Consider the following 24893-nt stretch of genomic DNA (forward strand, 5'->3'; position numbering starts at 1 on the left):
CGCGTCTTATCAGGCCTACAAATGCTCCCCGCCGACCGGATAAGGCGTTTACGCCGCATCCGGCAACCGCGCCAATGCCTGATGCGACGCTTGCCGCGTCTTATCAGGCCTACAAATACTCCCGTAGGCCGGATAAGGCGTTTACGCCGCATCCGGCAACGATGCCGGGCGGACAGCGATTACCATTTCACCGTCATCGACAAAAACCCGGCCGTCTGGGCAAAATCATCGCTTCCTTTCTGCCACGCCACGCTGCCACGCAGCGAAACTCGCTGACTGATATTGCCCGTTACTCCCACTTTTATTTCACCACGCTGCTTCGCCGCATCGTCGCTGATTTGGCTACCATCTTCTTCAATTTCCGTCGAATGGGGATCGTGATAATAATTCAGATCTAATGTTGGTGTGACATGAACAGCGGTACGCCATTCGCTGTGTAATCCCAGCCGCGTCTGAATATCATCGCCCTGCGATTGTGACACCCGCGCATGGTTAGCGGCGGTAAAATCATCCTGCTGCACGCCCTGATAAATCACCTGCGCCTGCGGTTCAATTAACACACCACGCCCCGGTAACCACTGATAGCCGGCTTCCAGCGAAGCAACGATCCCCGACGAATGGTAATGATCCGCACCATCACCTTGTTCAGAAACATCATTGCTAAACCAGGCATATTGCAGCCAGCTATCCAGCCATGCCCCTTGTTTTTGGCTACCGTGCTGAAACCAGCTTGAGGTCAGCCCAACAGCATAACCGTGGTTCTGGTTATCGGCGCGAGTTCCGGTCATGTTTGAGCGACTGTTCCCCTGATTATCACTGTAGCCACCTACGGCCCCTAGCATCCACTGGCCATCATCGCCCCAGTCTCCGCTTAAGAGGTTGCCGCTAAGCTGTACCGTAGAAATGTCTTCATGCTGGGCCAACTGCCCTGCTGCTGTGTAATGATAATCTCCGCCAATAACGCGTAAATTCAGCGTCTGACCATCGCCACCAGCGTGATCGTGTCGCTCCATCATAAACGCCTGATTTGCCGCCCGAAGGTTATTAAAATATCCCCCAACTTTGGCATTCAGCACAGGCTGATAAGCGGGTGTTGGGTCGGGCTCCGGCGTGGGATCGGGAGTCGGATCCGGATCGGGCGGTGGCGTCGGAGTGACTTTTTGCGAGCGCAGATACCAGTCATTATCATCTTCCACCAACGTATAGTCGTAAGCGCCCATATTGACGTAGCCGCTGCCCGCCAGACTAAACTGCGCATTGTTTTGAAATTGCGTGGGATCGGCTGTGAAATCAATCACTTTAATGCCTGTAGATGTCGGCTCACCAATCCCGGTAATGGGGTTAACCACCACGGTCGTGTTGCCAGCAGTATTACCGTTCAACACCAGTTGGTCGCTTGCTGAGTCATCGCCGTTTAATTCGCTATCGAGCAGTAGCGTACCGCCGCCGGTATAATCACCGTTTACCGTCAGCGTATCGCCAGCGACGCCATTTTGCAGGCTAACCGCACCGGACGTATTGGTCAGATCACCATTAACCGTCACGTCTGAAAGATAAGTCAGACTGTCGGTTTCTAGGTTGGTATTAAGCTCACCTGTCAACATCACACCATCGGTGGCATTCACCAACGTACCGTCGCCGTTAAACAGCGAGGCATCCAGTGCGGCGGAAGTATCCTGCCCGGTCAGGCGCAAAACCGTACCATCGCTGATGTCGATAGTGCCGCTGGAAGTAGCATCAATAGACTGAATATCCTGATCCGCACCAGTCTCGAACGTCGCCCCATCACCGACCCACAGCGATGATGCATAAGGAAAGATATCCACAGCATCGCCTTTCAACGTGCCTTCTTCCACTCGCACCGCCGACTGCGCCGTGCCACTGGCAGTCAGTTCCAACGTTCCTGCACCGGTTTTCGTCAGTGTGGTTCCCACGTCCTGCTGCCGCCCGCTGCTGTCAGCCATCAGTGCGCCCCACTGCGTGTCTACACCCGCATCCACCATCACTTCACCATCGGCGCGCATTTCGATATCACGTCCGTGGCCTGCCGCATCTGAACGCGTGTCAACGTTGGAGTTAATCTCCATCGTGCTATCTTGTTGATTATCAGTAAAGATAACCTGGCGGTTATAGTGGGTATCACCAAGCTGAGAGTTGTCGCTCACCACCAGCGTACCGGAAGCGATTTGTGTTGTGCCGAGGTATTGATTGTCATTTGCCAGGCTGACCTGCCCGTCACCTGCATCCACCACCACATAAACACCATTATTCCCGTCATCGCCAATATGCAGATCGTCGCCACCGTAAAGATCGACAACATCCTGCTGACCAATCACCGTACCGTCGCTGCCACTGATTTCCAGACCATCGTTCTCTGACGTACCGCTCTGCCAGGTAGTAAAATCGGAGAGATCCAATACGCCGCCATTTAACACGATGGACTGCGGATCGTCTTGCATCTCCGCAAGATCCGTGGCGTTACCCGAAAGCGAGAGGATTGCGCCATCTTCCACCACAATATCGCCGGTCAGCGCCATCGACTGCGCACCCGCCAGTACATAACTCCCGTTTTCAGCAATAGTCAGTTGCCCTTCCCCCTGAATAGTTCCGGCAAAACCGCCCTGGTTGACGGTAACATTGCCGCCAGCGTCAATATTTAAAGTGCCATTCTGAAAACCCGTTAACGAATGTACAAATGTTTGCTGAGTCGAACCGACGTTAAGCTCTGCCTGATTATCTGTTTGTCCGATACGACCAACGCTCAAGCCATAGCAATTTTGTGGATTACTTTGGCACTGACTGTCACCCACATTCATCAGCGAATTATTCCGCCCTAGCGTGACTTCACCGTTTTTAATTCTCATCTCGCCGGTAAAATCATTGTTATCAGCGTTAAGCACCAGTTCGCCCGCTCCAGCTTTGGTAATAACGCCCGTCCCCGCAATGGAGTCGATAGCCCCATCATTTTTTGTACTGCCAATGATCAAGGTTTTATCAGCCGCAACATCAAAACGGATTTCACTTGACCCTGTATACAGAAAGCCTCCAGCTGCTGCCGAAGCGTCTTCACCATAAGCGGATGCGCTGTTATTCACATCTACTAATACGCCCCCGTTCTGGCTGTAGCTGTCATCAACAGCGATATCAATAAGATAAGGAGAAGTCGTGCTACTGGTATAAATTGCGCCACCATAACCTTCAGCAGTGTTATTTATGAACGAAGTATTGTTAATAATGGTAAATCCTGATGGGTGTGTTTTATCGCTATTATTATCAGTAATATCGATGGCTCCACCATCACCATCACTGTAACTTGTTGATGTATATGCCTGATTATTATCAAAAACAGTGTTATTTAAGTAGACATTATTATTAATCGAATAAATTGCGCCACCTTTACCATCATTAGCAACATTATCCGTAAATACAGCATTGGTAATGCTAAGATCAATATCACCAGCGTCATTTGTTCCCGCAGAGTAGATCGCCCCTCCATACCCTCCAGCGATGTTATTGTCAAAAATAACCTGAGTAAGGTTCAGCGTTGAGTTTTCTTTTGCAAAGATAGCTCCGCCATTATTATATTCACCGCTCACGGCATTATTTTCAAACAGAGTCATCCCCGTTCCGCCTTGTGCTGATAATGTGAAATCAGCACCTTGTTGTAAAAATACCGCGCCTCCACTGGCATCATTTGCCATAGAGGAAAAAACAAGCCATTGCCCGTCAGCAACATTCCAGGTCTGTGTACTACCTGAAAGACTTTGATAGCTGGCCCGACAACTGGCAGTCACGTTAACACCCTGACATGAAGCCAGAACCTGCGACGTTGCATTTGCACGCGTAAACACGCAAGCAACGACGGCTGGAATAATTAGTAGATATCCTTTCCTGATAAAAACAATCCGTTTTTTATTCATAATCTGACAGCCTGTGAGAAATAACACGCCATCATTAAAAGACATATTGTGATTGTAGATAATGATTAATTGTAAATAAGAAACATTTAAAACATATATACTAAAATAATATCTTCTAAAAGAAATAAATTATTCCTTTTGATACTGACCAAATTATGAAATAACAATAATTAAAACACATTAAACTGATTAATTCGTTTCTTGTTTACCTGGAATAATCAACATAACAAACTTTTATTTCACATCTGTTGATTAAAAAATACCTGTTCCGTGAACCGCAGCCATTTACATTCGCTCACATCATAAACATAACATTAAGTGCCGACGTTATATGAATTTGTGATGGCATCAATTTTCACCACGCCTGACAAAAGCGCAACAAATAACCTGGATCAATAATTATCTTAAATTGAGCGTTCAAGAAATCACCGAACGGTTATTTTTAACAAATTTTTCTCTTCCCATTGACTTTCCCGGACACCTTGTCTGACCTAAGGTACGCGGAAGTCGCTTTTTCCTTCCTGAGTTATCCACAAAGTTATGCACTTGCAAGAGGGCCGTTTTCACACTATCTTGCAGTGAATCCCAAACATACCCCCTATATATAGTGTTCGTTGCAGCTTTCCTTACTACAGGTAGTTGCCGTGAAACTATTGCGGAAAGAATTCCAAAAACAGGTACGACATACATGAATCAGAATCTGCTGGTGACAAAGCGCGACGGTAGCACAGAGCGCATCAATCTCGACAAAATCCATCGCGTTCTGGACTGGGCGGCAGAAGGACTGCATAACGTTTCGATTTCCCAGGTCGAGCTGCGCTCCCATATTCAGTTTTATGACGGAATCAAGACCTCCGACATCCACGAAACTATTATCAAGGCTGCCGCTGACCTGATCTCCCGTGATGCACCGGACTATCAGTATCTCGCCGCGCGCCTGGCAATTTTCCACCTGCGTAAAAAAGCCTACGGCCAGTTTGAGCCGCCTGCGCTGTACGACCACGTGGTGAAAATGGTCGAAATGGGCAAATACGATAATCATCTGCTGGAAGACTACACGGAAGAAGAGTTCAAGCAGATGGACACGTTTATCGTTCACGACCGTGATATGACCTTCTCTTATGCTGCCGTTAAGCAACTGGAAGGCAAATATCTGGTACAGAACCGCGTGACCGGCGAAATCTACGAGAGCGCACAGTTCCTCTATATTCTGGTTGCTGCGTGCCTGTTCTCGAACTACCCGCGCGAAACGCGTCTGCAATACGTGAAGCGTTTTTACGACGCGGTTTCCACATTTAAAATTTCGCTGCCGACGCCAATCATGTCCGGCGTGCGTACCCCAACTCGCCAGTTCAGCTCCTGCGTGCTGATCGAGTGCGGCGACAGCCTGGATTCCATTAACGCGACCTCCAGCGCGATTGTGAAATACGTTTCCCAGCGTGCGGGGATCGGCATCAACGCCGGGCGTATTCGTGCACTGGGTAGCCCGATTCGTGGCGGTGAAGCGTTCCATACCGGATGCATTCCGTTCTACAAACATTTCCAGACAGCGGTGAAATCCTGCTCCCAGGGCGGCGTGCGCGGCGGTGCGGCAACGCTGTTCTACCCAATCTGGCATCTGGAAGTGGAAAGCCTGCTGGTGTTGAAAAACAACCGTGGGGTTGAAGGCAACCGCGTGCGTCATATGGACTACGGGGTACAAATCAACAAACTGATGTATACCCGTCTGCTGAAAGGTGAAGATATCACCCTGTTCAGCCCGTCCGACGTACCGGGGCTGTATGACGCATTCTTCGCCGATCAGGAAGAGTTTGAGCGCTTGTACACCAAATATGAGAAAGACGACAGCATCCGCAAGCAGCGTGTGAAAGCCGTTGAGCTGTTCTCACTGATGATGCAGGAACGTGCGTCTACTGGTCGTATCTATATTCAGAACGTTGACCACTGCAATACCCATAGCCCGTTTGATCCGGCCATCGCGCCAGTGCGCCAGTCTAACCTGTGCCTGGAAATCGCTCTGCCGACCAAACCGCTGAATGACGTTAACGACGAAAACGGTGAAATCGCGCTGTGTACGCTTTCTGCTTTCAACCTGGGTGCAATTAACAGCCTGGATGAACTGGAAGAGCTGGCCGTTCTGGCGGTACGCGCACTCGACGCGCTGCTGGATTATCAGGATTACCCGATCCCGGCAGCCAAACGTGGAGCGATGGGTCGTCGTACACTGGGTATTGGTGTGATCAACTTCGCTTACTATCTGGCGAAGCACGGTAAACGCTACTCCGACGGCAGCGCCAACAACCTGACGCATAAAACCTTCGAAGCCATTCAGTATTACCTGCTGAAAGCGTCTAATGAGCTGGCGAAAGAGCAAGGCGCGTGCCCGTGGTTTAACGAAACCACCTATGCGAAGGGGATCCTGCCGATCGATACCTATAAGAAAGATCTGGATGCCATCGCTAATGAGCCGTTGCATTACGACTGGGAAGCATTGCGTGAGTCGATCAAAACTTACGGCCTGCGTAACTCTACACTGTCAGCGCTGATGCCTTCCGAGACCTCTTCGCAGATCTCTAATGCTACTAACGGCATTGAACCGCCGCGCGGTTATGTCAGCATTAAAGCGTCGAAAGACGGTATTCTGCGCCAGGTCGTTCCAGACTACGAACACCTGCACGATGCCTATGAACTGCTGTGGGAAATGCCGGGTAACGATGGTTATCTGCAACTGGTTGGTATCATGCAGAAATTTATCGATCAGTCGATCTCTGCGAATACTAACTACGATCCGTCACGCTTCCCGTCAGGAAAAGTGCCGATGCAGCAGTTGCTGAAAGACCTGCTCACCGCCTACAAATTCGGGGTCAAAACGCTGTATTATCAGAACACCCGTGACGGCGCAGAAGATGCGCAGGACGATCTGGTGCCGTCAATCCAGGACGATGGCTGCGAAAGCGGCGCATGTAAGATCTGATATTGAGATGCCGGATACGGCGTAAAATGTCTTATCCGGCCTACGTCTCGAATTTTGTAGGCCTGATAAAACGCGCCAGCGTCGCATCAGGCTCTGGATGCCGGATGCGGCGTAAAATGCCTTATCCGGCATTAAACTCCCAACAGGACATATTCATGGCATATACCACATTTTCACAGACGAAGAATGATCAGCTCAAAGAACCGATGTTCTTTGGTCAGCCGGTCAACGTGGCCCGCTACGATCAGCAAAAATATGAAATCTTCGAAAAGCTGATCGAAAAGCAGCTCTCTTTCTTCTGGCGTCCGGAAGAAGTTGACGTCTCTCGCGACCGTATCGATTATCAGGCACTGCCTGAACACGAAAAGCACATTTTTATCAGCAACCTGAAGTACCAGACACTGCTGGATTCCATTCAGGGTCGTAGTCCGAACGTGGCTCTGCTGCCGCTGATCTCGATCCCGGAACTGGAAACCTGGGTAGAAACGTGGGCATTTTCAGAAACGATTCACTCTCGTTCTTATACCCATATCATTCGTAATATCGTTAACGATCCGTCTGTTGTATTCGACGATATCGTCACCAACGAACAGATCCAGAAACGCGCGGAAGGCATTTCCCGCTATTACGATGAACTGATCGAGATGACCAGTTACTGGCATTTGCTGGGCGAAGGCACCCACACCGTCAACGGTAAAACCGTGACCGTTAGCCTGCGCGAGCTGAAGAAAAAACTTTATCTCTGCCTGATGAGCGTTAACGCGCTGGAAGCCATTCGTTTCTACGTCAGCTTTGCTTGTTCCTTTGCCTTTGCAGAACGCGAACTGATGGAAGGTAACGCCAAGATTATTCGCCTGATTGCCCGTGACGAAGCCCTGCACCTGACTGGCACTCAACATATGCTGAATCTACTGCGCAGCGGCGCGGATGATCCGGAAATGGCGGAAATAGCCGAAGAGTGTAAGCAAGAGTGCTATGAGCTGTTTGTTCAGGCGGCACAGCAGGAGAAAGACTGGGCGGATTATCTGTTCCGTGACGGTTCGATGATCGGTCTGAATAAAGACATTCTCTGCCAGTACGTGGAGTTCATCACCAACATCCGCATGCAAGCTGTCGGTTTGGATCTGCCGTTCCAGACACGTTCCAACCCGATCCCGTGGATCAATACCTGGCTGGTGTCGGATAACGTGCAAGTTGCCCCACAGGAAGTTGAGGTGAGTTCTTATCTGGTCGGTCAAATTGACTCGGAAGTGGACACCGACGATTTGAGTAACTTCCAGCTCTGATGACCCGCGTTACCTTGCGCATCACTGGCACACAACTGCTGTGCCAGGATGAACACCCTTCCCTTCTGGCGGCGCTGGAATCCCATAATGTGGCGGTTGAGTACCAGTGTCGCGAAGGCTACTGCGGCTCCTGTCGCACTCGCCTGGTTGCAGGTCAGGTTGACTGGATTGCCGAACCGTTAGCCTTTATTCAGCCAGGGGAGATTTTGCCCTGTTGTTGCCGGGCAAAAGGCGATATTGAAATAGAGTTGTGATCGGGTACTAGTGCCAGATGCGACGCTTATGTGTCTTATCTGGCCTACAACGATTACATGGCGTAGTAATACGCTTTCACCTGCTCCCAGTCGTCGGGAGGAATGGGAGATAAATACTTCTCCAGTTGGGCGAAATCATGCTGAGCTGCTTTTTGACGACGCAATCGGCGGCGACTTTTTTCCAGATCAAGAAACCCCGCTTCCGCCACACCCTCCGTTTTCACATAAATATGGCGAACGTAGCAACAGCCATGCTGACGCTTGACGCTATGCATTTTTTTAAACGCTTGTGCCACCGCGTGTAGCATTGCTTCACGCACATCGTCTGGGTAAGGGGTAATAGCATGTTGTGTATACCAGTCTGCAATACTGATGAAACCGGTCATATCCTCGGTAACCAGTAGCGCCCGCCATTCCCCTTCTCGTTTGATTGCTTCACCAAATACGATTTTCGGCACGATAACGCCCGCGCGCTCCAAATCGTTTATCACCTCAATCTCCCGCACAATCGTCGGGTGTCCAAAGGGATAGCGCAGCGAATGAAAGAGATGCTGAGTCATACGCTTCACATAAAGCTTTTTACCATCGCGCTCTACACACTGCACACCACTCATACCATTGCGTCGATAATTGGGTTCTTCGACCCAGTCTCCTTTGGTCGCCCACCAACGTTCAAATTGTTCGTCTTCCGTTCCTGACACCATTACTTACCATCCGGCACTATGTGCACGTTAATTATCAGGATGGAAATATAAAGTGTTGCCTTAAGAAATCCTTAAGATTTTTGTGTACAAAAATGGACTTGTTACAGAAGCAAAGCGGCATTCCGGGCAGACCGGAATGCCGAAGGTGAGATTATTTCTGTTGTTGCAGGAAGGTAACCGCTTTATCCGGGAAGTCAGTGAACAAACCGTTCACTCCAGCTTTGTTATACAAAATGTCATAAAGCTGATTCACATTCGTTGTGTAGGCCGGTAGCTTGTCGGCCCGCACGGTATAAGGATGCACCACCAGCTTATTCTGCTGTGCATCTTTTACCATTCCGGTAAGCTTGATATTACCCGGCTGCGATGTCTCATCAATCACCATATGGTAATCCGGGCCAATACCATCAGCGTATTCCGCCACCTGTTTCATGGCACCCGGCTTGAACATCCAGTCATAGCTGTAATTAACCCAGCTTCCGTCCGGTTGTTTCTGCTGAGTTTCGTTCCAGTCGGTATAGGCAATCAGCTGTACCAGGTTGAGGTCCATACCCATTTTAGGTTCCAGCTCATTCTTAATACGCTTCAGTTCATCAGCATCAAAGCATTGCAGATAAACCTTATCATCCTTACCGGTGTAGCCATATTTCTTCAGCACTTCCAGGGTTTTTGCCGCAATATCCTTCCCTTCCTGATGATGGAACCACGGCGCTTTAATCTCTGGATAGATACCAATATTTTTCCCGGTCGAATGGTTTAGCCCCTGAACAAATTCAATTTCCTCTTCGAAAGTGTGCACCCGGAAGTCAGATTTACCCATCGGGAAACGCCCGGGAAAAGTCTGCACTTTTTTACCGTTTTCAATATCGAAGCCTTCAGTGAATTTTAAAGACTTAATTTCATCCAGTGTAAAATCTATCGCGTAGTAACGGCCATCTTTACGCGCCCGATCCGGGAAACGATCGGCAACATCGGTTACCCGGTCAAGATAGTGGTCATGCAGAACGACCAGATGGTCGTCCTTCGTCATCACCAAATCCTGTTCCAGATAATCGGCCCCCTGCGCATACGCCATCGCCTTTGCAGGCAGCGTATGCTCCGGCAAATAACCACTGGCGCCGCGATGGGCAATCACTATTTTCTCACTGTTATCCGCCGCCATTGCACTGCTTCCCATGATCATTCCACTCATCATGATAGCCATGCTAAGTTTTTTCAGCGTCAATTTCATGCCATTAGCCTCCGTTGCGTTTTTGCTGTAATTCCTGATGGCGACGTTTTTCGCCAATCATCACGACAATTAACAAGATAACCGCCAGGATGCTGCCGCCAATCATCACCATGAAGCCGCCATCCCAGCCAAAGTAGTCAACGGTGTAGCCGACAATCGCGCTTGCCGCTACGGAGCCACCAAGATAACCAAACAGTCCGGTAAAGCCCGCCGCCGTACCTGCCGCTTTCTTCGGCGCCAGTTCCAGCGCGTGCAGACCAATCAGCATGACTGGGCCGTAGATCAGGAAGCCGATAACAATCATACAAATCATATCGACAGTTGGGTTGCCTGCCGGGTTCATCCAGTAAACGATGGTGGCGATAGTCACCAGAGTCATAAAGAAGACGCCGGTTGCCCCACGGTTACCGCGGAAGACTTTGTCCGACATCCAGCCGCACAGCAGAGTGCCTGGAATGCCCGCATACTCATAGAAGAAGTAGGCCCAGGAGGATTTATCCAGCGCGAAGTGTTTCACCTCTTTCAGGTAAGTCGGTGACCAGTCGAGGATACCGTAGCGCAGCAGATAGACGAACACGTTGGCGATGGCGATGTACCACAGCAGTTTATTCGGCAGCACGTACTGCATGAAGATCTGTTTCGCGGTCAGTTCCTGTTCCGCTTTTTCGTTATAGTCGTCCGGGTAATCATTTTTGTACTCTTCGATCGGCGGCAGGCCACAAGATTGTGGGGTATCGCGCATCATCGCAAAGGCGAACAGAGCCACCAGAATGGCACAGAAAGCCGGCATATAAAGCGCCGCGTGCCAGTCATTGAACCAGGCCATCCCCAGCAGGAACAGCAGCGGCGGAATACCACCACCGACGTTATGCGCACAGTTCCACACCGACACAATGCCGCCACGTTCTTTCTGCGACCACCAGTGCACCATAGTACGACCGCACGGCGGCCATCCCATCCCCTGGAACCAACCGCAGAGGAACAGCAGCACAAACATCACAGCAATGCTCGATGTCGCCCACGGTACAAAGCCCATAAAAAGCATAACTGCCGCAGCAAGAATCAGACCTGCCGGCAGGAAAACGCGCGGATTCGAGCGGTCCGACACTGACCCCATGATGAATTTCGAAAATCCGTAGGCAATTGAGATCCCTGAAAGGGCAAAACCTAAATCACCACGTGAGAACCCCTGCTCCACCAGGTAGGGCATCGCGAGAGCAAAGTTCTTACGAACCAAATAGTAAGCGGCATAACCAAAGAATATCCCCAGGAAAATTTGCCAGCGTAATCGACGGTAAGTCGGGTCGATCTCCGCAGCAGGTAAGCGCGCCTTGTGTGGCGCTGGTTTAAAAATACTCAACATTTATAGCCTCCGTGGCCGTGGTCTTATTTATGATTAACAGCCTGATTCAATGGAAGAACCTGCCGTTTCTTGAGTTGCCGCGATGTTAATTAATCATTCATTCCATGAATGTGAATTACCGCACACATTATTAAATAAGATTTGCAAAATGTTCAAAATGACGCATGAAATCACGTTTCACTTTCGAATTATGAGCGATTATGCGCGAAATCAAACAATCCATGTTTTTTCTGTGGCTAAATGAGACAAAACGAACTTTTGAGGGATAACAATGAAAACTCGCGATTCGCAAACAAGTGACGTGATTATCATTGGCGGCGGCGCAACGGGAGCCGGGATTGCCCGCGACTGTGCCCTGCGCGGGCTGAAAGTGATTTTGGTTGAACGCCACGACATCGCAACGGGAGCCACCGGGCGTAACCACGGTCTGCTGCACAGCGGCGCACGCTATGCGGTTACCGATGCGGAATCGGCCCGCGAATGTATTAGTGAAAACCAGATTTTAAAACGCATTGCGCGTCACTGTGTCGAACCAACCAACGGCCTGTTTATCACCCTGCCGGAAGATGATCTCTCCTTCCAGGCGACTTTTATTCGTGCTTGCGAAGAGGCTGGAATCAGTGCTGAAGCCATTGATCCGCAGCAAGCACGCATTATCGAACCTTCCGTTAACCCGGCACTGATTGGCGCGGTAAAAGTTCCGGATGGCACCGTTGACCCATTCCGGTTGACCGCAGCGAACATGCTCGATGCAAAAGAACATGGTGCAGTTATCCTTACCGCTCATGAAGTTACGGGACTAATTCGTGAAGGCGCGACGGTGTGCGGTGTTCGTGTACGTAATCATCTCACCGGCGAAACTCAGGCACTTCATGCGCCTGTCGTAGTTAATGCCGCCGGGATCTGGGGGCAACACATTGCCGAATATGCCGATCTGCGCATTCGCATGTTCCCGGCGAAAGGATCGCTGCTGATCATGGACCACCGCATTAATCAGCATGTGATCAACCGCTGCCGTAAACCTTCCGACGCCGATATTCTGGTGCCTGGCGATACCATTTCGCTGATTGGCACCACCTCTTTACGCATTAATTACGATGAGATAGACGACAACCGAGTGACGGCAGAAGAAGTGGATATTCTGCTGCGTGAAGGGGAAAAACTGGCCCCCGTTATGGCGAAAACGCGCATTTTGCGGGCCTACTCTGGCGTGCGCCCGTTGGTTGCCAGCGATGACGACCCGAGCGGCCGTAACGTCAGTCGTGGCATCGTGCTGCTCGACCATGCCGAACGCGATGGTCTGGACGGATTTATCACCATCACCGGCGGCAAACTGATGACCTATCGTCTGATGGCGGAATGGGCAACGGATGCCGTCTGCCGCAAGCTGGGCAACACGCGCCCCTGTACGACCGCCGATCTGGCACTTCCTGGTTCACAGGAACCTGCTGAAGTCACCTTACGTAAAGTCATTTCCCTTCCTGCCCCACTACGCGGCTCTGCGGTTTACCGTCATGGCGATCGCACACCCGCCTGGTTAAGTGAAGGCCGTTTGCATCGCAGTCTGGTGTGTGAGTGTGAAGCCGTTACCGCTGGCGAAGTACAGTACGCGGTAGAAAATCTAAACGTGAATAGCCTGTTAGATTTACGCCGTCGCACCCGTGTGGGGATGGGCACCTGCCAGGGCGAGCTCTGCGCCTGCCGCGCCGCTGGGCTGCTGCAACGCTTTAACGTCACCACCTCCGCGCAATCTATCGAACAACTTTCCACCTTCCTTAACGAACGCTGGAAAGGTGTGCAGCCCATTGCATGGGGAGACGCATTGCGCGAAAGCGAATTTACCCGCTGGGTTTATCAGGGACTGTGTGGTCTGGAGAAGGAGCAGAAAGATGCGATTTGATACTGTCATTATGGGCGGCGGTCTTGCCGGATTACTCTGCGGCCTGCGATTGCAAAAACACGGTCTGCGCTGTGCCATTGTCACCCGTGGACAGAGCGCTCTGCATTTCTCATCCGGATCGCTGGACTTACTGAGCCACCTGCCAGACGGTCAGCCGGTGGCAGACATTCATGCAGGGCTGGAGTCTTTGTGCCATCAGGCACCTACCCACCCTTACAGTCTTCTCGGCCCACAACGCGTACTGGATCTCGCTTGTCAGGCGCAGACATTAATTGCGGAAAGCGGCGCGCAATTGCAGGGCAGCGTGGAACTGGCCCATCAGCGCGTTACCCCGCTCGGCACTTTGCGTTCGACCTGGTTAAGTTCGCCAGAAGTTCCCGTCTGGCCGCTACCCGCGAAGAAGATATGTGTGGTGGGAATTAGCGGGCTGATGGATTTCCAGGCGCATCTTGCGGCGGCTTCGTTGCGCGAACTGGATCTTTCGGTTGAAACTGCTGAAATTGAACTGCCGGAACTGGATGTGCTACGCAATAACGCCACCGAGTTTCGAGCTGTGAATATCGCCCGTTTCCTTGATAACGAAGAAAACTGGCCGCTGTTAATTGATGCACTAATCCCTGTCGCCAATACCTGTGAAATGATCCTGATGCCCGCCTGCTTCGGCCTGGCCGATGACAAACTGTGGCGCTGGCTGAATGAAAAACTACCTTGCTCACTGATGCTTTTGCCAACGCTGCCGCCTTCCGTGCTGGGTATTCGTCTGCAAAACCAGTTACAGCGCCAGTTTGTACGCCAGGGCGGCGTGTGGATGCCGGGCGATGAAGTGAAAAAAGTCACCTGTAAAAACGGCGTGGTGAGTGAAATCTGGACCCGCAATCACGCCGACATCCCGCTGCGTCCACGTTTCGCGGTTCTCGCCAGCGGCAGTTTCTTTAGCGGCGGGCTGGTGGCAGAACGCGACGGCATTCGTGAGCCGATTCTCGGCCTTGATGTACTGCAAACCCCTACGCGGGGTGAGTGGTATAGAAGTGACTTTTTTGCTGCGCAACCGTGGCAACAGTTCGGCGTAACCACTGACGAGGCGCTACGCCCGTCACAGGCTGGTCAAACAGTAGAGAACTTGTTTGCCATCGGTTCGGTGCTGGGCGGATTTGATCCCATCGCCCAGGGATGCGGCGGCGGTGTCTGTGCCGTCAGTGCTTTACATGCCGCTCAACAGATTGCCCAACGCGCAGGAGGCCAATAATGAACGATACCAGCTTCGAAAATTGCATTAAGTGCACCGTCTGCACCACCGCCTGCCCGGTGAGCCGGGTGAATCCCGGCTATCCAGGGCCAAAACAAGCCGGGCCGGATGGCGAGCGTCTGCGTTTGAAAGATGGCGCACTGTATGACGAGGCGCTGAAATATTGCATCAACTGCAAACGTTGCGAAGTCGCCTGCCCGTCCGATGTGAAGATTGGCGATATCATCCAGCGCGCACGAGCGAAATATGACACCACGCGTCCCTCGCTGCGTAACTTCGTTTTAAGTCATACCGATCTGATGGGCAGCGTTTCCACACCGTTCGCGCCAATCGTCAACACCGCTACCTCGCTGAAACCAGTACGGCAGCTACTTGATGCTGCGTTAAAAATCGATCATCGCCGCACGCTACCGAAATACTCCTTCGGCACGTTCCGTCGCTGGTATCGCAGCGTAGCGGCCCAGCAAGCGCAGTATAAAGACCAGGTCGCCTTTTTCCACGGCTGCTTCGTCAACTACAACCATCCGCAACTGGGTAAAGATTTAATTAAAGTGCTCAACGCGATGGGAACGGGAGTGCAATTACTCAGCAAAGAAAAATGCTGCGGTGTGCCGCTAATCGCCAACGGCTTTACTGATAAAGCGCGTAAACAGGCGATCACAAATGTAGAGTCGATCCGCGAAGCGGTGGGGGTAAAAGGCATTCCGGTGATTGCCACCTCCTCAACCTGTGCATTTGCCCTGCGCGACGAATACCCGGAAGTGCTGAATGTCGACAACAAAGGCTTGCGCGATCATATCGAACTGGCGACCCGCTGGCTGTGGCGCAAGCTGGACGAAGGCAAAACGTTACCGCTGAAACCGCTGCCGCTGAAAGTGGTTTATCACACTCCGTGCCATATGGAAAAAATGGGCTGGACGCTCTACACCCTGGAACTGTTGCGTAAGATCCCAGGGCTTGAGCTGACAGTGCTGGATTCCCAGTGCTGCGGCATTGCCGGAACATACGGCTTCAAAAAAGAGAACTACCCCACTTCACAAGCCATTGGTGCGCCACTGTTCCGCCAGATAGAAGAGAGCGGCGCGGATCTGGTCGTTACCGACTGCGAAACCTGCAAATGGCAGATTGAGATGTCCACAAGCCTTCGCTGCGAGCATCCGATCACACTGCTGGCAAAAGCGCTGACTTAAGCGACCTTCTGATGCCCGATGAGTTCATGGCTTATCGGGCATTTTTGCGTGCACGGTTCCGGACCCAATGTATGCGTTGCATCGCAGTAAAAATACTTCTGAAAACGTCTCGCAAAGGCTAAAACTGCCAGATGCCATCGGCCTGCGATCCCCGTAATGTCCCGTCATCATAAAAATCAGGTGACGGACAACCATGACTGAATCAACAACATCCTCCCCGCATGATGCGGTGTTTAAAACGTTTATGTTCTCGCCCGAAACCGCGCGGGATTTTCTGGAAATACATCTGCCGGAACCGCTGAGAAAACTTTGCAACCTGCAAACCTTACGCCTGGAACCCACCAGTTTTATTGAAAAAAGTTTACGCGCTTACTACTCGGATGTTTTGTGGTCGGTAGAAACCACCGACGGCGAAGGTTATATCTACTGCGTGATTGAGCATCAGAGTACTGCGGAAAAAAACATGGCCTTTCGACTGATGCGTTATGCCACTGCCGTCATGCAGCGCCATCTGGACAAAGGCTATGACAGAGTCCCTCTGGTAGTGCCAATGCTGTTTTATCACGGCGAAACCTCACCCTACCCATATTCACTTAACTGGCTGGATGAATTTGACGACCCGCAGCTTGCCCGGCAGTTGTACACCGAAGCTTTTCCGTTGGTGGATATCACCATCGTACCTGACGATGAGATCATGCAACATCGGCGTATAGCTCTGCTGGAACTGATTCAAAAGCATATTCGCGAGCGCGATTTAATCGGTCTGGTCGACAGGATCACCACGCTTTTGGTTAGGGGCTTCACTAATGACAGCCAGGTGCAAACGCTGTTTAATTATCTGCTGCAATGCGGCGATACCTCCCGTTTCACCCGCTTTATTGAGGAGATTGCCGAACGTTCACCACTACAAAAGGAGAGATTAATGACTATTGCTGAACGGCTGCGGCAGGAAGGACACCAAATTGGCTGGCAGGAGGGCATGCATGAACAAGCCATTAAAATTGCTTTGCGCATGCTGGAACAGGGCATCGATCGTGACCTGGTACTCGCAACTACCCAGCTAAACGAAGCCGATCTGACAGCGAAAAACCACTAACTAACATACCGGCCCACAGGTAATCCCTATGGGCCTTTGATATTAATAACTTCCTGTTATGCGTGGCCCATTTTTGCCTGATTTAAATATCGCCAGTCGTTGATCCAGGGCATCGCTATAGAGCATCGTGTCAACGCCAACAGCGACAAAGTTCGCTCCCCACGCCAAACATTGCTGCGCCATATCAGGAGCCACAGCCAGAAAACCAGCCGCTTTACCCGCAGCGCGGATCCGACGAATGCTTGCTTCAATAATACACTGAACTTCCGGGTGGCCGGCGTTATCCGGATACCCCAATGACGCTGAGAGATCCGCAGGCCCAATAAATACGCCATCAATCCCTTCGACTTCGAGGATTTCGTCCAGGTTATCCAGTGCCGTTTTACTTTCCACCTGCACCAACAGACAAAGCGAGTCGTTGACTTGCGCCATGTAATTCTCAATGCGTCCCCAGCGAGCAGCACGAGCTACACTGGCCCCGACACCACGCTCACCGTAGGGTGGATATCGGGTAGCAGACACCACCTGACGTGCCTGTTCGGCAGTATCGACCATCGGGATCAGTAGGGTTTGAGCGCCAATATCCAGTACTTGTTTAATCAGCGACTTACTCCCCTCCACCGGGCGGATCACGGGTTGGCTGGCATAGGGCGCTATCGCCTGTAACTGGTGATAAAGATCCTGAATGGTATTTGGCGCGTGCTCTCCGTCAATCAGCAACCAGTCATAACCGGAAGTAGCGGCGATTTCTGCCATATAGGCAGTCGTTGAGCTTAACCACAGACCAATTTGCACTTCACCTTTGCGTAAGCGTTCTTTGAAGGGATTGGTTAATAATGCGTTCATCATGTTCCTTAACCTATTAGTGATGTGCCACGTTAGTCTGCACAGCAGAGCGACTTACACGTAGAGTGAAAATAATCAGCGAGCCGACGACCGCCACCGCAGCCAGCGTCAGCAATCCTGCCGCATCGCTGGCAAACAAGGTTTCTGCTTTTACGCGCAGGATCGGGGCGATAAATCCGCCCACTGCGCCAAACAGGTTGACAAAACCAATCCCCGCCGCCAGCGCCGTACCAGAAAGCAGTTGTGTCGGCATAGTCCAGAACACCGGCTGCACGGCAATAAACCCTATTGCTGCAACACACAGCGCAACGATTGCCAGTACTGGCGAAAGTAGCCCGGAAAGGCCAATACCAATGCCCGCGGCCAGCAATGTCAGCGCCGCGACATTGCGTCGTTCGCCGGTTTTATCGGAATAGCGCGGAATAAGCCAGGTCCCAAACAATGCCGCAACCCACGGAATAGCGGTGACCACAGAGGCCGTAAAGCCCACTTTTGTCCCCAGCAATGCCGCAACCTGCGTCGGCAGGAAGAAAATTAATCCATAAACCGCGACCTGAATGGTCAGGTAGATAATTGCCAGTTGCCAGACTCGTCCATTACGCAACGCATCGCTCAGTCGAGAAGTCACTTTCTGTTGTTCTTCACTTGCCAGTTGATTGATAAGCAACGTTTTTTCTTCTTTACTCAGAAAACGTGCCTGATCTGGTGTGTCATCAAGCCAAAAGAAAGTGAATACCCCTGCACCGACTGCCAGCAATCCTTCAATCACAAACATCCAGAACCAGCCAGGATGCCCCATAAATCCATGCATCTCCAGCAGCGCGCCGGAAAGCGGTGATCCCAGCGTTAATGCCAGCGGTGCGCCCATATAGAACAGCCCCATAATGCTGGCGCGATTACGCTGCGGAAACCATTGCGAGGTGAGATAAATCATACCGGGGAAGAATCCGGCTTCCGCTGCGCCAAGCAGAGTGCGAACGATCAGAAATTTCGCTTCAGTATCGGCCCATGCCATTGCCGCCGAAAGAAATCCCCATAGCAGTGTCGTCGTACCAATCCAAGTTCTGGCCCCCAGTTTGCGCATCAACAGATTCGCCGGTACACCAAGAAACGCGTAAACCACAAAGAAAATCCCCGCCCCCAGCGCATAAGCTTCATTACTCAGCCCGGTATCAATCTGGTAGGTCTGTTTAGCAAAGCCAATGTTCGAACGGTCGAGAAACGCCAGCACATACAGCGCCAACATAAACGGAATTAAACGCGCGCGGTTTTTCTTCACCACGGCGTCAAACAAAGCGGTGCTCATAAAAAGCTCCTTAGAATATGTGGGCGTTACCGTTGTCACAGCAACGCCCGGAGTGATTAGTGGCTGTAGGGGCGTTTCAGATTGCAGTCACGATTGAGTTCGACGCCGAAACCAGGTTTATCAAGTACTGATTTGTGAATACGACCATTCACCGGAACCGGCTCATTAAGCAGAATGGGGTCAAACTGCGGACGCATCGTTGAACAATCCGGACTGGTCATCAGGAATTCGCTAAATGGGGTATTAGTGAAAGTGATTACCGCATGGTGGGAGTAAACAGACGAACCGTGCGGCACCACCAGCTGTCCGCGTGATTTGGCAATTGCGGCAATTTCCACCAGCGTGGTTAAGCCACCACACCAGCCCACATCCGGCTGCATGATGTCGATACCGGTTTCTGAAAGCGTACGAAAAGATTGCAGTGTGCCGTGGTGCTCACCACTGGTGACCATCATTCCCGCTGGCGCGTTGCGTTTTAGTTCGCGATAACATTCATACTGTTGTGGCGGCAGGCACTCTTCGATCCATTTCAGGTTATAGGGAGCACAAGCGTGGGCTAGTTTGGTGGCATAGTTCACGTCCTGGCTCATCCAGCAGTCGAGCATTAACCAGAAATCTTCACCACATTTCTTACGCATATCCGCAACCATAGCGACATCTTTGCGGATCCCCGCATCGCCATCATGTGGCCCCCAGTGCGTCGGCATTTTGCCACCGATAAATCCCATCTCTTTTGCCAGATCCGGACGTGCGCCAGTGGCGTAGAACTGGATTTCATCACGGACTGCGCCACCTAACAGTTTGTAAACCGGAAGCCCAACCACTTTGCCGAACAGGTCCCACAGTGCCAGATCAACACAGGAAATCGTGTTCATCACCAGGCCACCAGAACCGGAGTAATACAGAGTGGCATTGAGCATTTGATCGTGAATCAGTTTGATATCACTGACACATTTGCCCTCGATAAAACGGTTAAGGTGTTTTTCGACAATAAAACACCCCATTTCACCGGCAGTTGAAACGGCGAAACCGATCTGGCCGTTTTCTGCTTCAACTTCGACAATCAACGTGCCAAGAACGTTAATGCCAAATGACTGGCGCGACTGTTCATAATCGCGGTATTTACTCATCGGGGTAGCAATATGATCGTCTATCCAGTGATTCGCCCCCTGGTCGTGATAATCACCTCCGCCAGCGCCTTTTTCTGCTGTCGCACCGCCAGTAAACCAGGCGGGAACCTGTTTGATTTTTGGTAGGGTCATGATGTTCTCCATTGTTATGAGGCCTGTAAGTCAAAGGGACTTTTCCATCCCAACAGACGTGAAATATCCCTGGCGCAGGCAATGGCTTTGCCCGCCAGATAATCACGGTATTCTTCGTTGATTTGTAAGCGAGTACCGACCACCGAGATCGCGGCGGTAAGTTCGTTATTGGCGTTAAACACCGGAGCGGCGACGCAACGAACATCGGCGTAATCTTCGCCGTTGTCATAGCTCCAGCCCTGACGGCGAATACGCGCCAGTTCCTCGTGGAGCAGTTGTGGATGAGTCATTGTGGTAGGTGTCGCCTTTTCCCAGACCAGTCCTTCGATAATGCTTTGCTGGACAGCGGCTGGTTGCCAGGCAAGAAGGCATTTCCCGATGCCGGAACGATAAAGCGAAAGGCTTTTCCCTTCATGGGAACACACACTGATGGTGGCTGAAGACTCCACTTTCAGAATGTAATAAGCACTACCGTTATCGATGATCCCAAGGTGGCATAACAGCCCAGTGGTATCCATCAGTTGCGTCAGGCGTGGTCGCGCCAGCTCCCTGAGATCCATCTTGCTTAACGCATGAGCGGAAAGCTCCACCAGCTTGGTCCACAAACAAAAATTTTCCTGGTGATCAAGGCTAAGAAAACGCTGGCGTTTAAGTTCGTTAAGCAGCAGATAGGCCGTGCTTTTCGGGATCCCCAATGTGTCAATGATCGTTGCAGCACTACAAGGTCCAATGCGGGCAATCAGATTAAGAATATCAATAGCCCGTGTCAGGGCGGGTACTTTGCTTGATTCCAACATACTGGACTCCAGTCTTAGATACTGGAATCAGTCTCGTCGCTCAGGGTGAGTAAAATTGTGAAGCGCATCAAATCCCGTTTCTCGTCCAGCGGACTGGAGAAATTACGCACAAATTTGTGAATCAGCGCACGGATTTTTTCTTATTGAGTACAACAGGTTGGACAAATTTGCAGGAGGGGAATGTGCCGGTGCAGTAAACCGGCACAGAATGACTGATCAGACGGATAAGGTCATGGACTCAACAACCTCAATCCAGCCGTGCTCGCTGGCGATGTCCTGACTGTTCAGCCAACGGCGCAGCATATTCAACGCCATCATTGCACACACTTCCTGACGAATAGCCAGACTGTAGCGCGTAGTGCTGAAATGTACGCGCAGAGCATAAGTGCCGTCCGGCGTGGCTAGCGCAAAGTTGAGATATTCGTTCTCGAACCCCGAAACAGCCAGTGCCAGCCCGGCAAAATGGTTGGCCCGCCGTTCTGTAATCCAGTGCGCGGTTTGTGCCAGAGTCTCTTCCTGTGAAGGAACCACTTCACACGCCAGCAATGGCGCACCTGCGCGAGAAAGTTGCAAAGCCAATAAACCACCGGTGAATTGCTCGCTCAACGTCAGGCTGAACTGGCGGTTTTGCAATTCGCGACTGATCTGCGCGGGCAGTCCTTCGGTGCCTTCGTAAATCACGCTCTGTCCGGCAACACGTTTAACGTCCAGCCACAGTTTTTCCATCGCCTGTTGCTCGCTTGCCGGTCCGGTCAGCTTCAGTTCAATTATCGGCATCGAGGAGCGATAGCCCATTGTTACGCCCGGCGGCAGTTGTAGAGTGTCCAGGCTTTGTGCCAGATCGCTTTCCGAACGACCAAAGGTAGTCAAACGCAGACAAACCGGCGGCTGCGGTAAAGAAAAACGCTCGCGCAGGCGCGGCAGGATTTCGTGCTCGACCATCACCTTAAATTCTGACGGTACGCCGGGGGTAAAGAACATCAGGCAACGATTAAGCTGCACGGCAAAACCACAGGCGGTGCCTACGGGGTTATTGATGAACTCGGCACTCGCTGGCAATTCTGCCTGTTTACGGTTGCTCGGCGCCATCACGCGACCACGTTCGCGGAAATAACGTTCCATCTCTTTAAGCCAGGCTTCATGTAGCACCAGACCTTCACCTTTTGCTGTCGCAGCAGCGAGCGCGCTTAAATCATCGCTGGTTGGCCCCAGTCCGCCGTTGACGATCAGCACATCGGCGTGCTGACTGCGCTCACGAAGAATGGTGACTAAATCTTCAAGGTTATCGCCTACCGTATTACGGCGAGATAGCGGCAAGCCCTGATGAAAGAAAAAGTCGGCCAGCCAGGCTGCATTCGTGTCAACGATTTGCCCGTGTAACACCTCATCCCCGGTGGATAGCATTTCCACTTTTAACATGGTTATCTCCTGCTTTTGTTATCGAATCACTATAACGCAAAGGGAGATAAGGCGTAGTAAGAAACTGAATGGCGCGACAGAACGCCGCGCCGGAAGGTATCAGAAGCTGGCGTTAACCCCGACATAAGGGCCGTCGGCCACGGCATTATCGCGATTGCCGTCTTTCCCCGACAGGTTCAGATAACGGTAGCCTGCCTCAATACTGACTGGACGCATAATGGTATAACGCGCGCCAGCATTCGCTTCTTCATAACTTTGAATACCGCTGGAGAGCGAATCCGGAGAGTAATAATACTCGCCAAACAGACGGAAGCTGTCGCCAATTTGCCACTGCAAACCACCACCGACTGCTGCCGCGTAACCTTCATCGCCGTAATTCGGGTTGGTATAAACACCTTTCCCACCTACAGTTGCCATTAACGGCCCCAGAGGAAGATTCAGGCCCAACCCCACGCCCGCGACATCACCGTCGTCGTCGTTATGTGTCCAGTTACCGCTTAACGCCAGTCCCGTAGACTCGGTCCCGAAACCGACGCCAATATTGGTGTATTCCTTACCTGCCTGGCCGCTGATGCTTATCGCATTTGCCGATGCAGAAACCAACAGCATTCCAGCCAGAACTGGTAGCGCAAATTTTTTCATTTTTACCTTTTTCCGCAAGAAGATAATCAACATTCCCCAAAGCTGCGGGATTGTACTGCCTGACGCAGAGGATTCAATGCGTGAAAAAAGCGATCTGCTAACTTATTGTAACTAAATACGTCTTTAATAATTTAACGTCGAAAAAATAAACATGATTTACGTTATAAACCAAAATAATAATCAGCGCAGTTATCATCGCAAAAGAGACTAATGTCACTTTCGCATATTTCTGAGTTGCCGTATTCTCTTGGTTTATTTTCGATTATAAGGAACATCCCTGTGCGACAACGGACTATTGTTTGCCCTTTGATTCAAAATGATGGTGCTTATCTGCTATGCAAAATGGCTGACGATCGCGGCGTTTTCCCGGGTCAATGGGCGCTTTCGGGTGGTGGCGTGGAACCTGGCGAACGTATTGAAGAAGCATTACGCCGTGAAATCAGAGAAGAGTTAGGCGAGCAACTGATTCTTACCGACATCACTCCGTGGACTTTCAGCGATGACATTCGCACTAAGACATATGCAGATGGTCGTAAGGAAGAGATTTATATGATTTACCTGATCTTTGACTGTGTTTCTGCCAACCGTGAAGTGAAAATAAACGAAGAGTTTCAGGAATACGCGTGGGTAAAACCTGAAGATCTGGCGCAATACGATTTGAATGTTGCGACCAAGAAAACATTACGTTTGAAGGGTCTTCTGTGATAGTGATGACAGCCATTACTGGCTGTCAGATTCAAAGATCAGTGATTGACAAATTCCCCATCCAGTAAAACTTTACCGTTTTCCACATGCATCACCAGTCCATCCAGATAATCTGGTTTAAATGTCACGTTACGTTTATCTTTCGCGATATACGTCAGACAGTGATTGTGGGTGAAGATAACAATATTTTTATCAGGCGCTTTACTTTGTAAGTCTTTAATTGCGCTATAAATCTCATTACTACATTGTAGCAGTCGTTTATCTACCGTCAGTTTTTTGCCCGCAGAAAACCAGGTTGCCGACTGAATAGTCCGAACGGTATTACTGGAATAAAGATCGAAATCAGGGATATCTGCGCTGAAGGCTTTGCCCAGTTCACGCGCATCCTGAGAGCCATTTACCGTAATACCTGTTTTGTCTGACAAGCATTGATTGGAGGAACGATCGCAGCGTTCTCCATGGCGAAACAGAACCACCACCGGATGCTGCTGCGCCAGCCTGGCCAACGTTTTATTGTCGATTCGTGGTAACCCATTGCTACTCCAGGCTGCATGACTACCCAACCCGGCAATTACAGCAAGCACCAGTAAAATGAAGATATATTTTTTAGACTTCATCGAAGTCCGACAAAAAGCTAACACTTAAGCTCCACCTATAGACACGCGTAGCCAGCTAAATGACCGTGAAAAAAAAATAACATTTTCACCGGAAAATAGGGGCTGGGGATAGTATTAAAACATTACGATGCACGC

19 protein-coding genes are annotated in these 24893 nt (G+C 51.0%); 8 read left to right on the forward strand and 11 right to left on the reverse strand.

All coding sequences use genetic code 11. From position 1 onward, the window contains the following. Positions 1-179: 179 nt before the first annotated feature. A complete protein-coding gene (gene yfaL, locus FEK46_RS10670; protein WP_135559361.1) occupies positions 180-3920 on the reverse strand; it encodes an AIDA-I family autotransporter adhesin YfaL/EhaC in 3741 nt (1246 codons plus the stop codon). Between the two features lie 688 nt (positions 3921-4608). Here yfaL and nrdA point away from each other — a divergent pair. The 3 genes from nrdA (at position 4609) to yfaE (ending at position 8434) form a co-directional block, all read left to right on the forward strand. Then, positions 4609-6894, forward strand: coding sequence for a class 1a ribonucleoside-diphosphate reductase subunit alpha (gene nrdA / locus FEK46_RS10675; protein ID WP_130207159.1), 2286 nt, complete (start codon positions 4609-4611; stop codon positions 6892-6894). Positions 6895-7049: 155 nt separating this feature from the next. Then, positions 7050-8180: a class Ia ribonucleoside-diphosphate reductase subunit beta gene (gene nrdB / locus FEK46_RS10680; protein ID WP_135559360.1), complete on the forward strand. Its 1131-nt coding sequence runs from the start codon at positions 7050-7052 to the stop codon at positions 8178-8180. Then, positions 8180-8434: a ferredoxin-like diferric-tyrosyl radical cofactor maintenance protein YfaE gene (yfaE, locus tag FEK46_RS10685; protein WP_130207161.1), complete on the forward strand. Its 255-nt coding sequence runs from the start codon at positions 8180-8182 to the stop codon at positions 8432-8434. Before nrdB ends, yfaE begins: the two co-directional genes overlap by 1 nt. Before the next feature lie 53 nt (positions 8435-8487). Here yfaE and inaA read toward each other — a convergent pair whose 3' ends face one another. The 3 genes from inaA to glpT form a co-directional block, all read right to left on the reverse strand. Continuing rightward, a complete protein-coding gene (gene inaA / locus FEK46_RS10690; RefSeq protein WP_135559359.1) occupies positions 8488-9138 on the reverse strand; it encodes a lipopolysaccharide kinase InaA in 651 nt (216 codons plus the stop codon). Between the two features lie 151 nt (positions 9139-9289). Next, entirely contained in the window at positions 9290-10369 is a 1080-nt protein-coding gene (glpQ, locus tag FEK46_RS10695) for a glycerophosphodiester phosphodiesterase (RefSeq protein ID WP_130207163.1), read from the reverse strand. Positions 10370-10373: 4 nt separating this feature from the next. After that, positions 10374-11732, reverse strand: coding sequence for a glycerol-3-phosphate transporter (glpT, locus tag FEK46_RS10700; RefSeq protein ID WP_064526704.1), 1359 nt, complete (start codon positions 11730-11732; stop codon positions 10374-10376). Between the two features lie 271 nt (positions 11733-12003). On the opposite strand from glpT, the gene glpA reads away from it, so the two are divergent. The 4 genes from glpA to FEK46_RS10720 all read left to right on the forward strand — a co-directional run bounded on the left by glpA (position 12004) and on the right by FEK46_RS10720 (position 17164). Then, entirely contained in the window at positions 12004-13632 is a 1629-nt protein-coding gene (gene glpA, locus FEK46_RS10705; protein WP_135410192.1) for an anaerobic glycerol-3-phosphate dehydrogenase subunit A, read from the forward strand. Further along, complete coding sequence (gene glpB, locus FEK46_RS10710) at positions 13622-14878, forward strand: glycerol-3-phosphate dehydrogenase subunit GlpB (RefSeq protein WP_135559358.1); 1257 nt, start codon at positions 13622-13624, stop codon at positions 14876-14878. Before glpA ends, glpB begins: the two co-directional genes overlap by 11 nt. Then, complete coding sequence (gene glpC, locus FEK46_RS10715) at positions 14878-16068, forward strand: anaerobic glycerol-3-phosphate dehydrogenase subunit GlpC (protein WP_135559357.1); 1191 nt, start codon at positions 14878-14880, stop codon at positions 16066-16068. The genes glpB and glpC overlap by 1 nt, the downstream gene beginning before the upstream one ends. A gap of 193 nt (positions 16069-16261) precedes the next feature. Next, entirely contained in the window at positions 16262-17164 is a 903-nt protein-coding gene (locus FEK46_RS10720; protein WP_135559356.1) for an ISNCY family transposase, read from the forward strand. A 42-nt stretch (positions 17165-17206) separates the two neighbouring features. Here FEK46_RS10720 and yfaU read toward each other — a convergent pair whose 3' ends face one another. The 6 genes from yfaU to FEK46_RS10750 all read right to left on the reverse strand — a co-directional run bounded on the left by yfaU (position 17207) and on the right by FEK46_RS10750 (position 23436). After that, the gene (yfaU, locus tag FEK46_RS10725; RefSeq protein ID WP_130207590.1) at positions 17207-18010 is read right to left on the reverse strand and encodes a 2-keto-3-deoxy-L-rhamnonate aldolase; all 804 of its coding nucleotides are present in this window, start codon (positions 18008-18010) and stop codon (positions 17207-17209) included. Positions 18011-18026: 16 nt separating this feature from the next. Then, positions 18027-19316 (reverse strand): MFS transporter, encoded by a 1290-nt coding sequence (locus tag FEK46_RS10730; protein WP_135559355.1) that lies wholly within the window; start codon positions 19314-19316, stop codon positions 18027-18029. A gap of 56 nt (positions 19317-19372) precedes the next feature. Further along, on the reverse strand, positions 19373-20578 hold the full coding sequence (rhmD, locus tag FEK46_RS10735) for an L-rhamnonate dehydratase (protein WP_135559354.1): 1206 nt from the start codon (positions 20576-20578) through the stop codon (positions 19373-19375). Between the two features lie 14 nt (positions 20579-20592). Continuing rightward, a complete protein-coding gene (locus FEK46_RS10740) occupies positions 20593-21375 on the reverse strand; it encodes an IclR family transcriptional regulator (protein ID WP_135559353.1) in 783 nt (260 codons plus the stop codon). Positions 21376-21591: 216 nt separating this feature from the next. Further along, positions 21592-22794, reverse strand: coding sequence for a nicotinamide mononucleotide deamidase-related protein YfaY (locus FEK46_RS10745; RefSeq protein WP_135491655.1), 1203 nt, complete (start codon positions 22792-22794; stop codon positions 21592-21594). A 99-nt stretch (positions 22795-22893) separates the two neighbouring features. Further along, positions 22894-23436 (reverse strand): YfaZ family outer membrane protein, encoded by a 543-nt coding sequence (locus tag FEK46_RS10750; RefSeq protein WP_130207171.1) that lies wholly within the window; start codon positions 23434-23436, stop codon positions 22894-22896. Between the two features lie 279 nt (positions 23437-23715). On the opposite strand from FEK46_RS10750, the gene nudI reads away from it, so the two are divergent. Continuing rightward, positions 23716-24141 carry a nucleoside triphosphatase NudI gene (gene nudI / locus FEK46_RS10755; RefSeq protein ID WP_130207172.1) on the forward strand — a complete coding sequence of 142 codons (426 nt, stop codon included), beginning with the start codon at positions 23716-23718 and terminating at the stop codon, positions 24139-24141. 38 nt (positions 24142-24179) lie between these two features. Here nudI and ais read toward each other — a convergent pair whose 3' ends face one another. After that, entirely contained in the window at positions 24180-24782 is a 603-nt protein-coding gene (gene ais / locus FEK46_RS10760) for a lipopolysaccharide core heptose(II)-phosphate phosphatase Ais (RefSeq protein ID WP_130260545.1), read from the reverse strand. Positions 24783-24893: the final 111 nt, after the last annotated feature.

Source organism: Escherichia sp. E4736 (genome assembly GCF_005781225.1).
GTDB lineage: Bacteria > Pseudomonadota > Gammaproteobacteria > Enterobacterales > Enterobacteriaceae > Escherichia.

Bases quoted from the DNA above. Each gene is read 5' to 3' on its own strand.
- FEK46_RS10740 (WP_135559353.1), bottom strand. From the start codon at position 21,375: ATGTTGGAATCAAGCAAAGTACCCGCCCTGACACGGGCTATTGATATT.
- nrdA (WP_130207159.1), top strand. From the start codon at position 4,609: ATGAATCAGAATCTGCTGGTGACAAAGCGCGACGGTAGCACAGAGCGC.
- FEK46_RS10730 (WP_135559355.1), bottom strand. From the start codon at position 19,316: ATGAGCACCGCTTTGTTTGACGCCGTGGTGAAGAAAAACCGCGCGCGT.
- FEK46_RS10745 (WP_135491655.1), bottom strand. From the start codon at position 22,794: ATGTTAAAAGTGGAAATGCTATCCACCGGGGATGAGGTGTTACACGGG.
- glpB (WP_135559358.1), top strand. From the start codon at position 13,622: ATGCGATTTGATACTGTCATTATGGGCGGCGGTCTTGCCGGATTACTC.
- glpC (WP_135559357.1), top strand. From the start codon at position 14,878: ATGAACGATACCAGCTTCGAAAATTGCATTAAGTGCACCGTCTGCACC.
- FEK46_RS10720 (WP_135559356.1), top strand. From the start codon at position 16,262: ATGACTGAATCAACAACATCCTCCCCGCATGATGCGGTGTTTAAAACG.
- glpA (WP_135410192.1), top strand. From the start codon at position 12,004: ATGAAAACTCGCGATTCGCAAACAAGTGACGTGATTATCATTGGCGGC.
- inaA (WP_135559359.1), bottom strand. From the start codon at position 9,138: ATGGTGTCAGGAACGGAAGACGAACAATTTGAACGTTGGTGGGCGACC.
- glpT (WP_064526704.1), bottom strand. From the start codon at position 11,732: ATGTTGAGTATTTTTAAACCAGCGCCACACAAGGCGCGCTTACCTGCT.
- yfaL (WP_135559361.1), bottom strand. From the start codon at position 3,920: ATGAATAAAAAACGGATTGTTTTTATCAGGAAAGGATATCTACTAATT.
- glpQ (WP_130207163.1), bottom strand. From the start codon at position 10,369: ATGAAATTGACGCTGAAAAAACTTAGCATGGCTATCATGATGAGTGGA.
- FEK46_RS10750 (WP_130207171.1), bottom strand. From the start codon at position 23,436: ATGAAAAAATTTGCGCTACCAGTTCTGGCTGGAATGCTGTTGGTTTCT.
- rhmD (WP_135559354.1), bottom strand. From the start codon at position 20,578: ATGACCCTACCAAAAATCAAACAGGTTCCCGCCTGGTTTACTGGCGGT.
- nrdB (WP_135559360.1), top strand. From the start codon at position 7,050: ATGGCATATACCACATTTTCACAGACGAAGAATGATCAGCTCAAAGAA.
- yfaU (WP_130207590.1), bottom strand. From the start codon at position 18,010: ATGAACGCATTATTAACCAATCCCTTCAAAGAACGCTTACGCAAAGGT.
- yfaE (WP_130207161.1), top strand. From the start codon at position 8,180: ATGACCCGCGTTACCTTGCGCATCACTGGCACACAACTGCTGTGCCAG.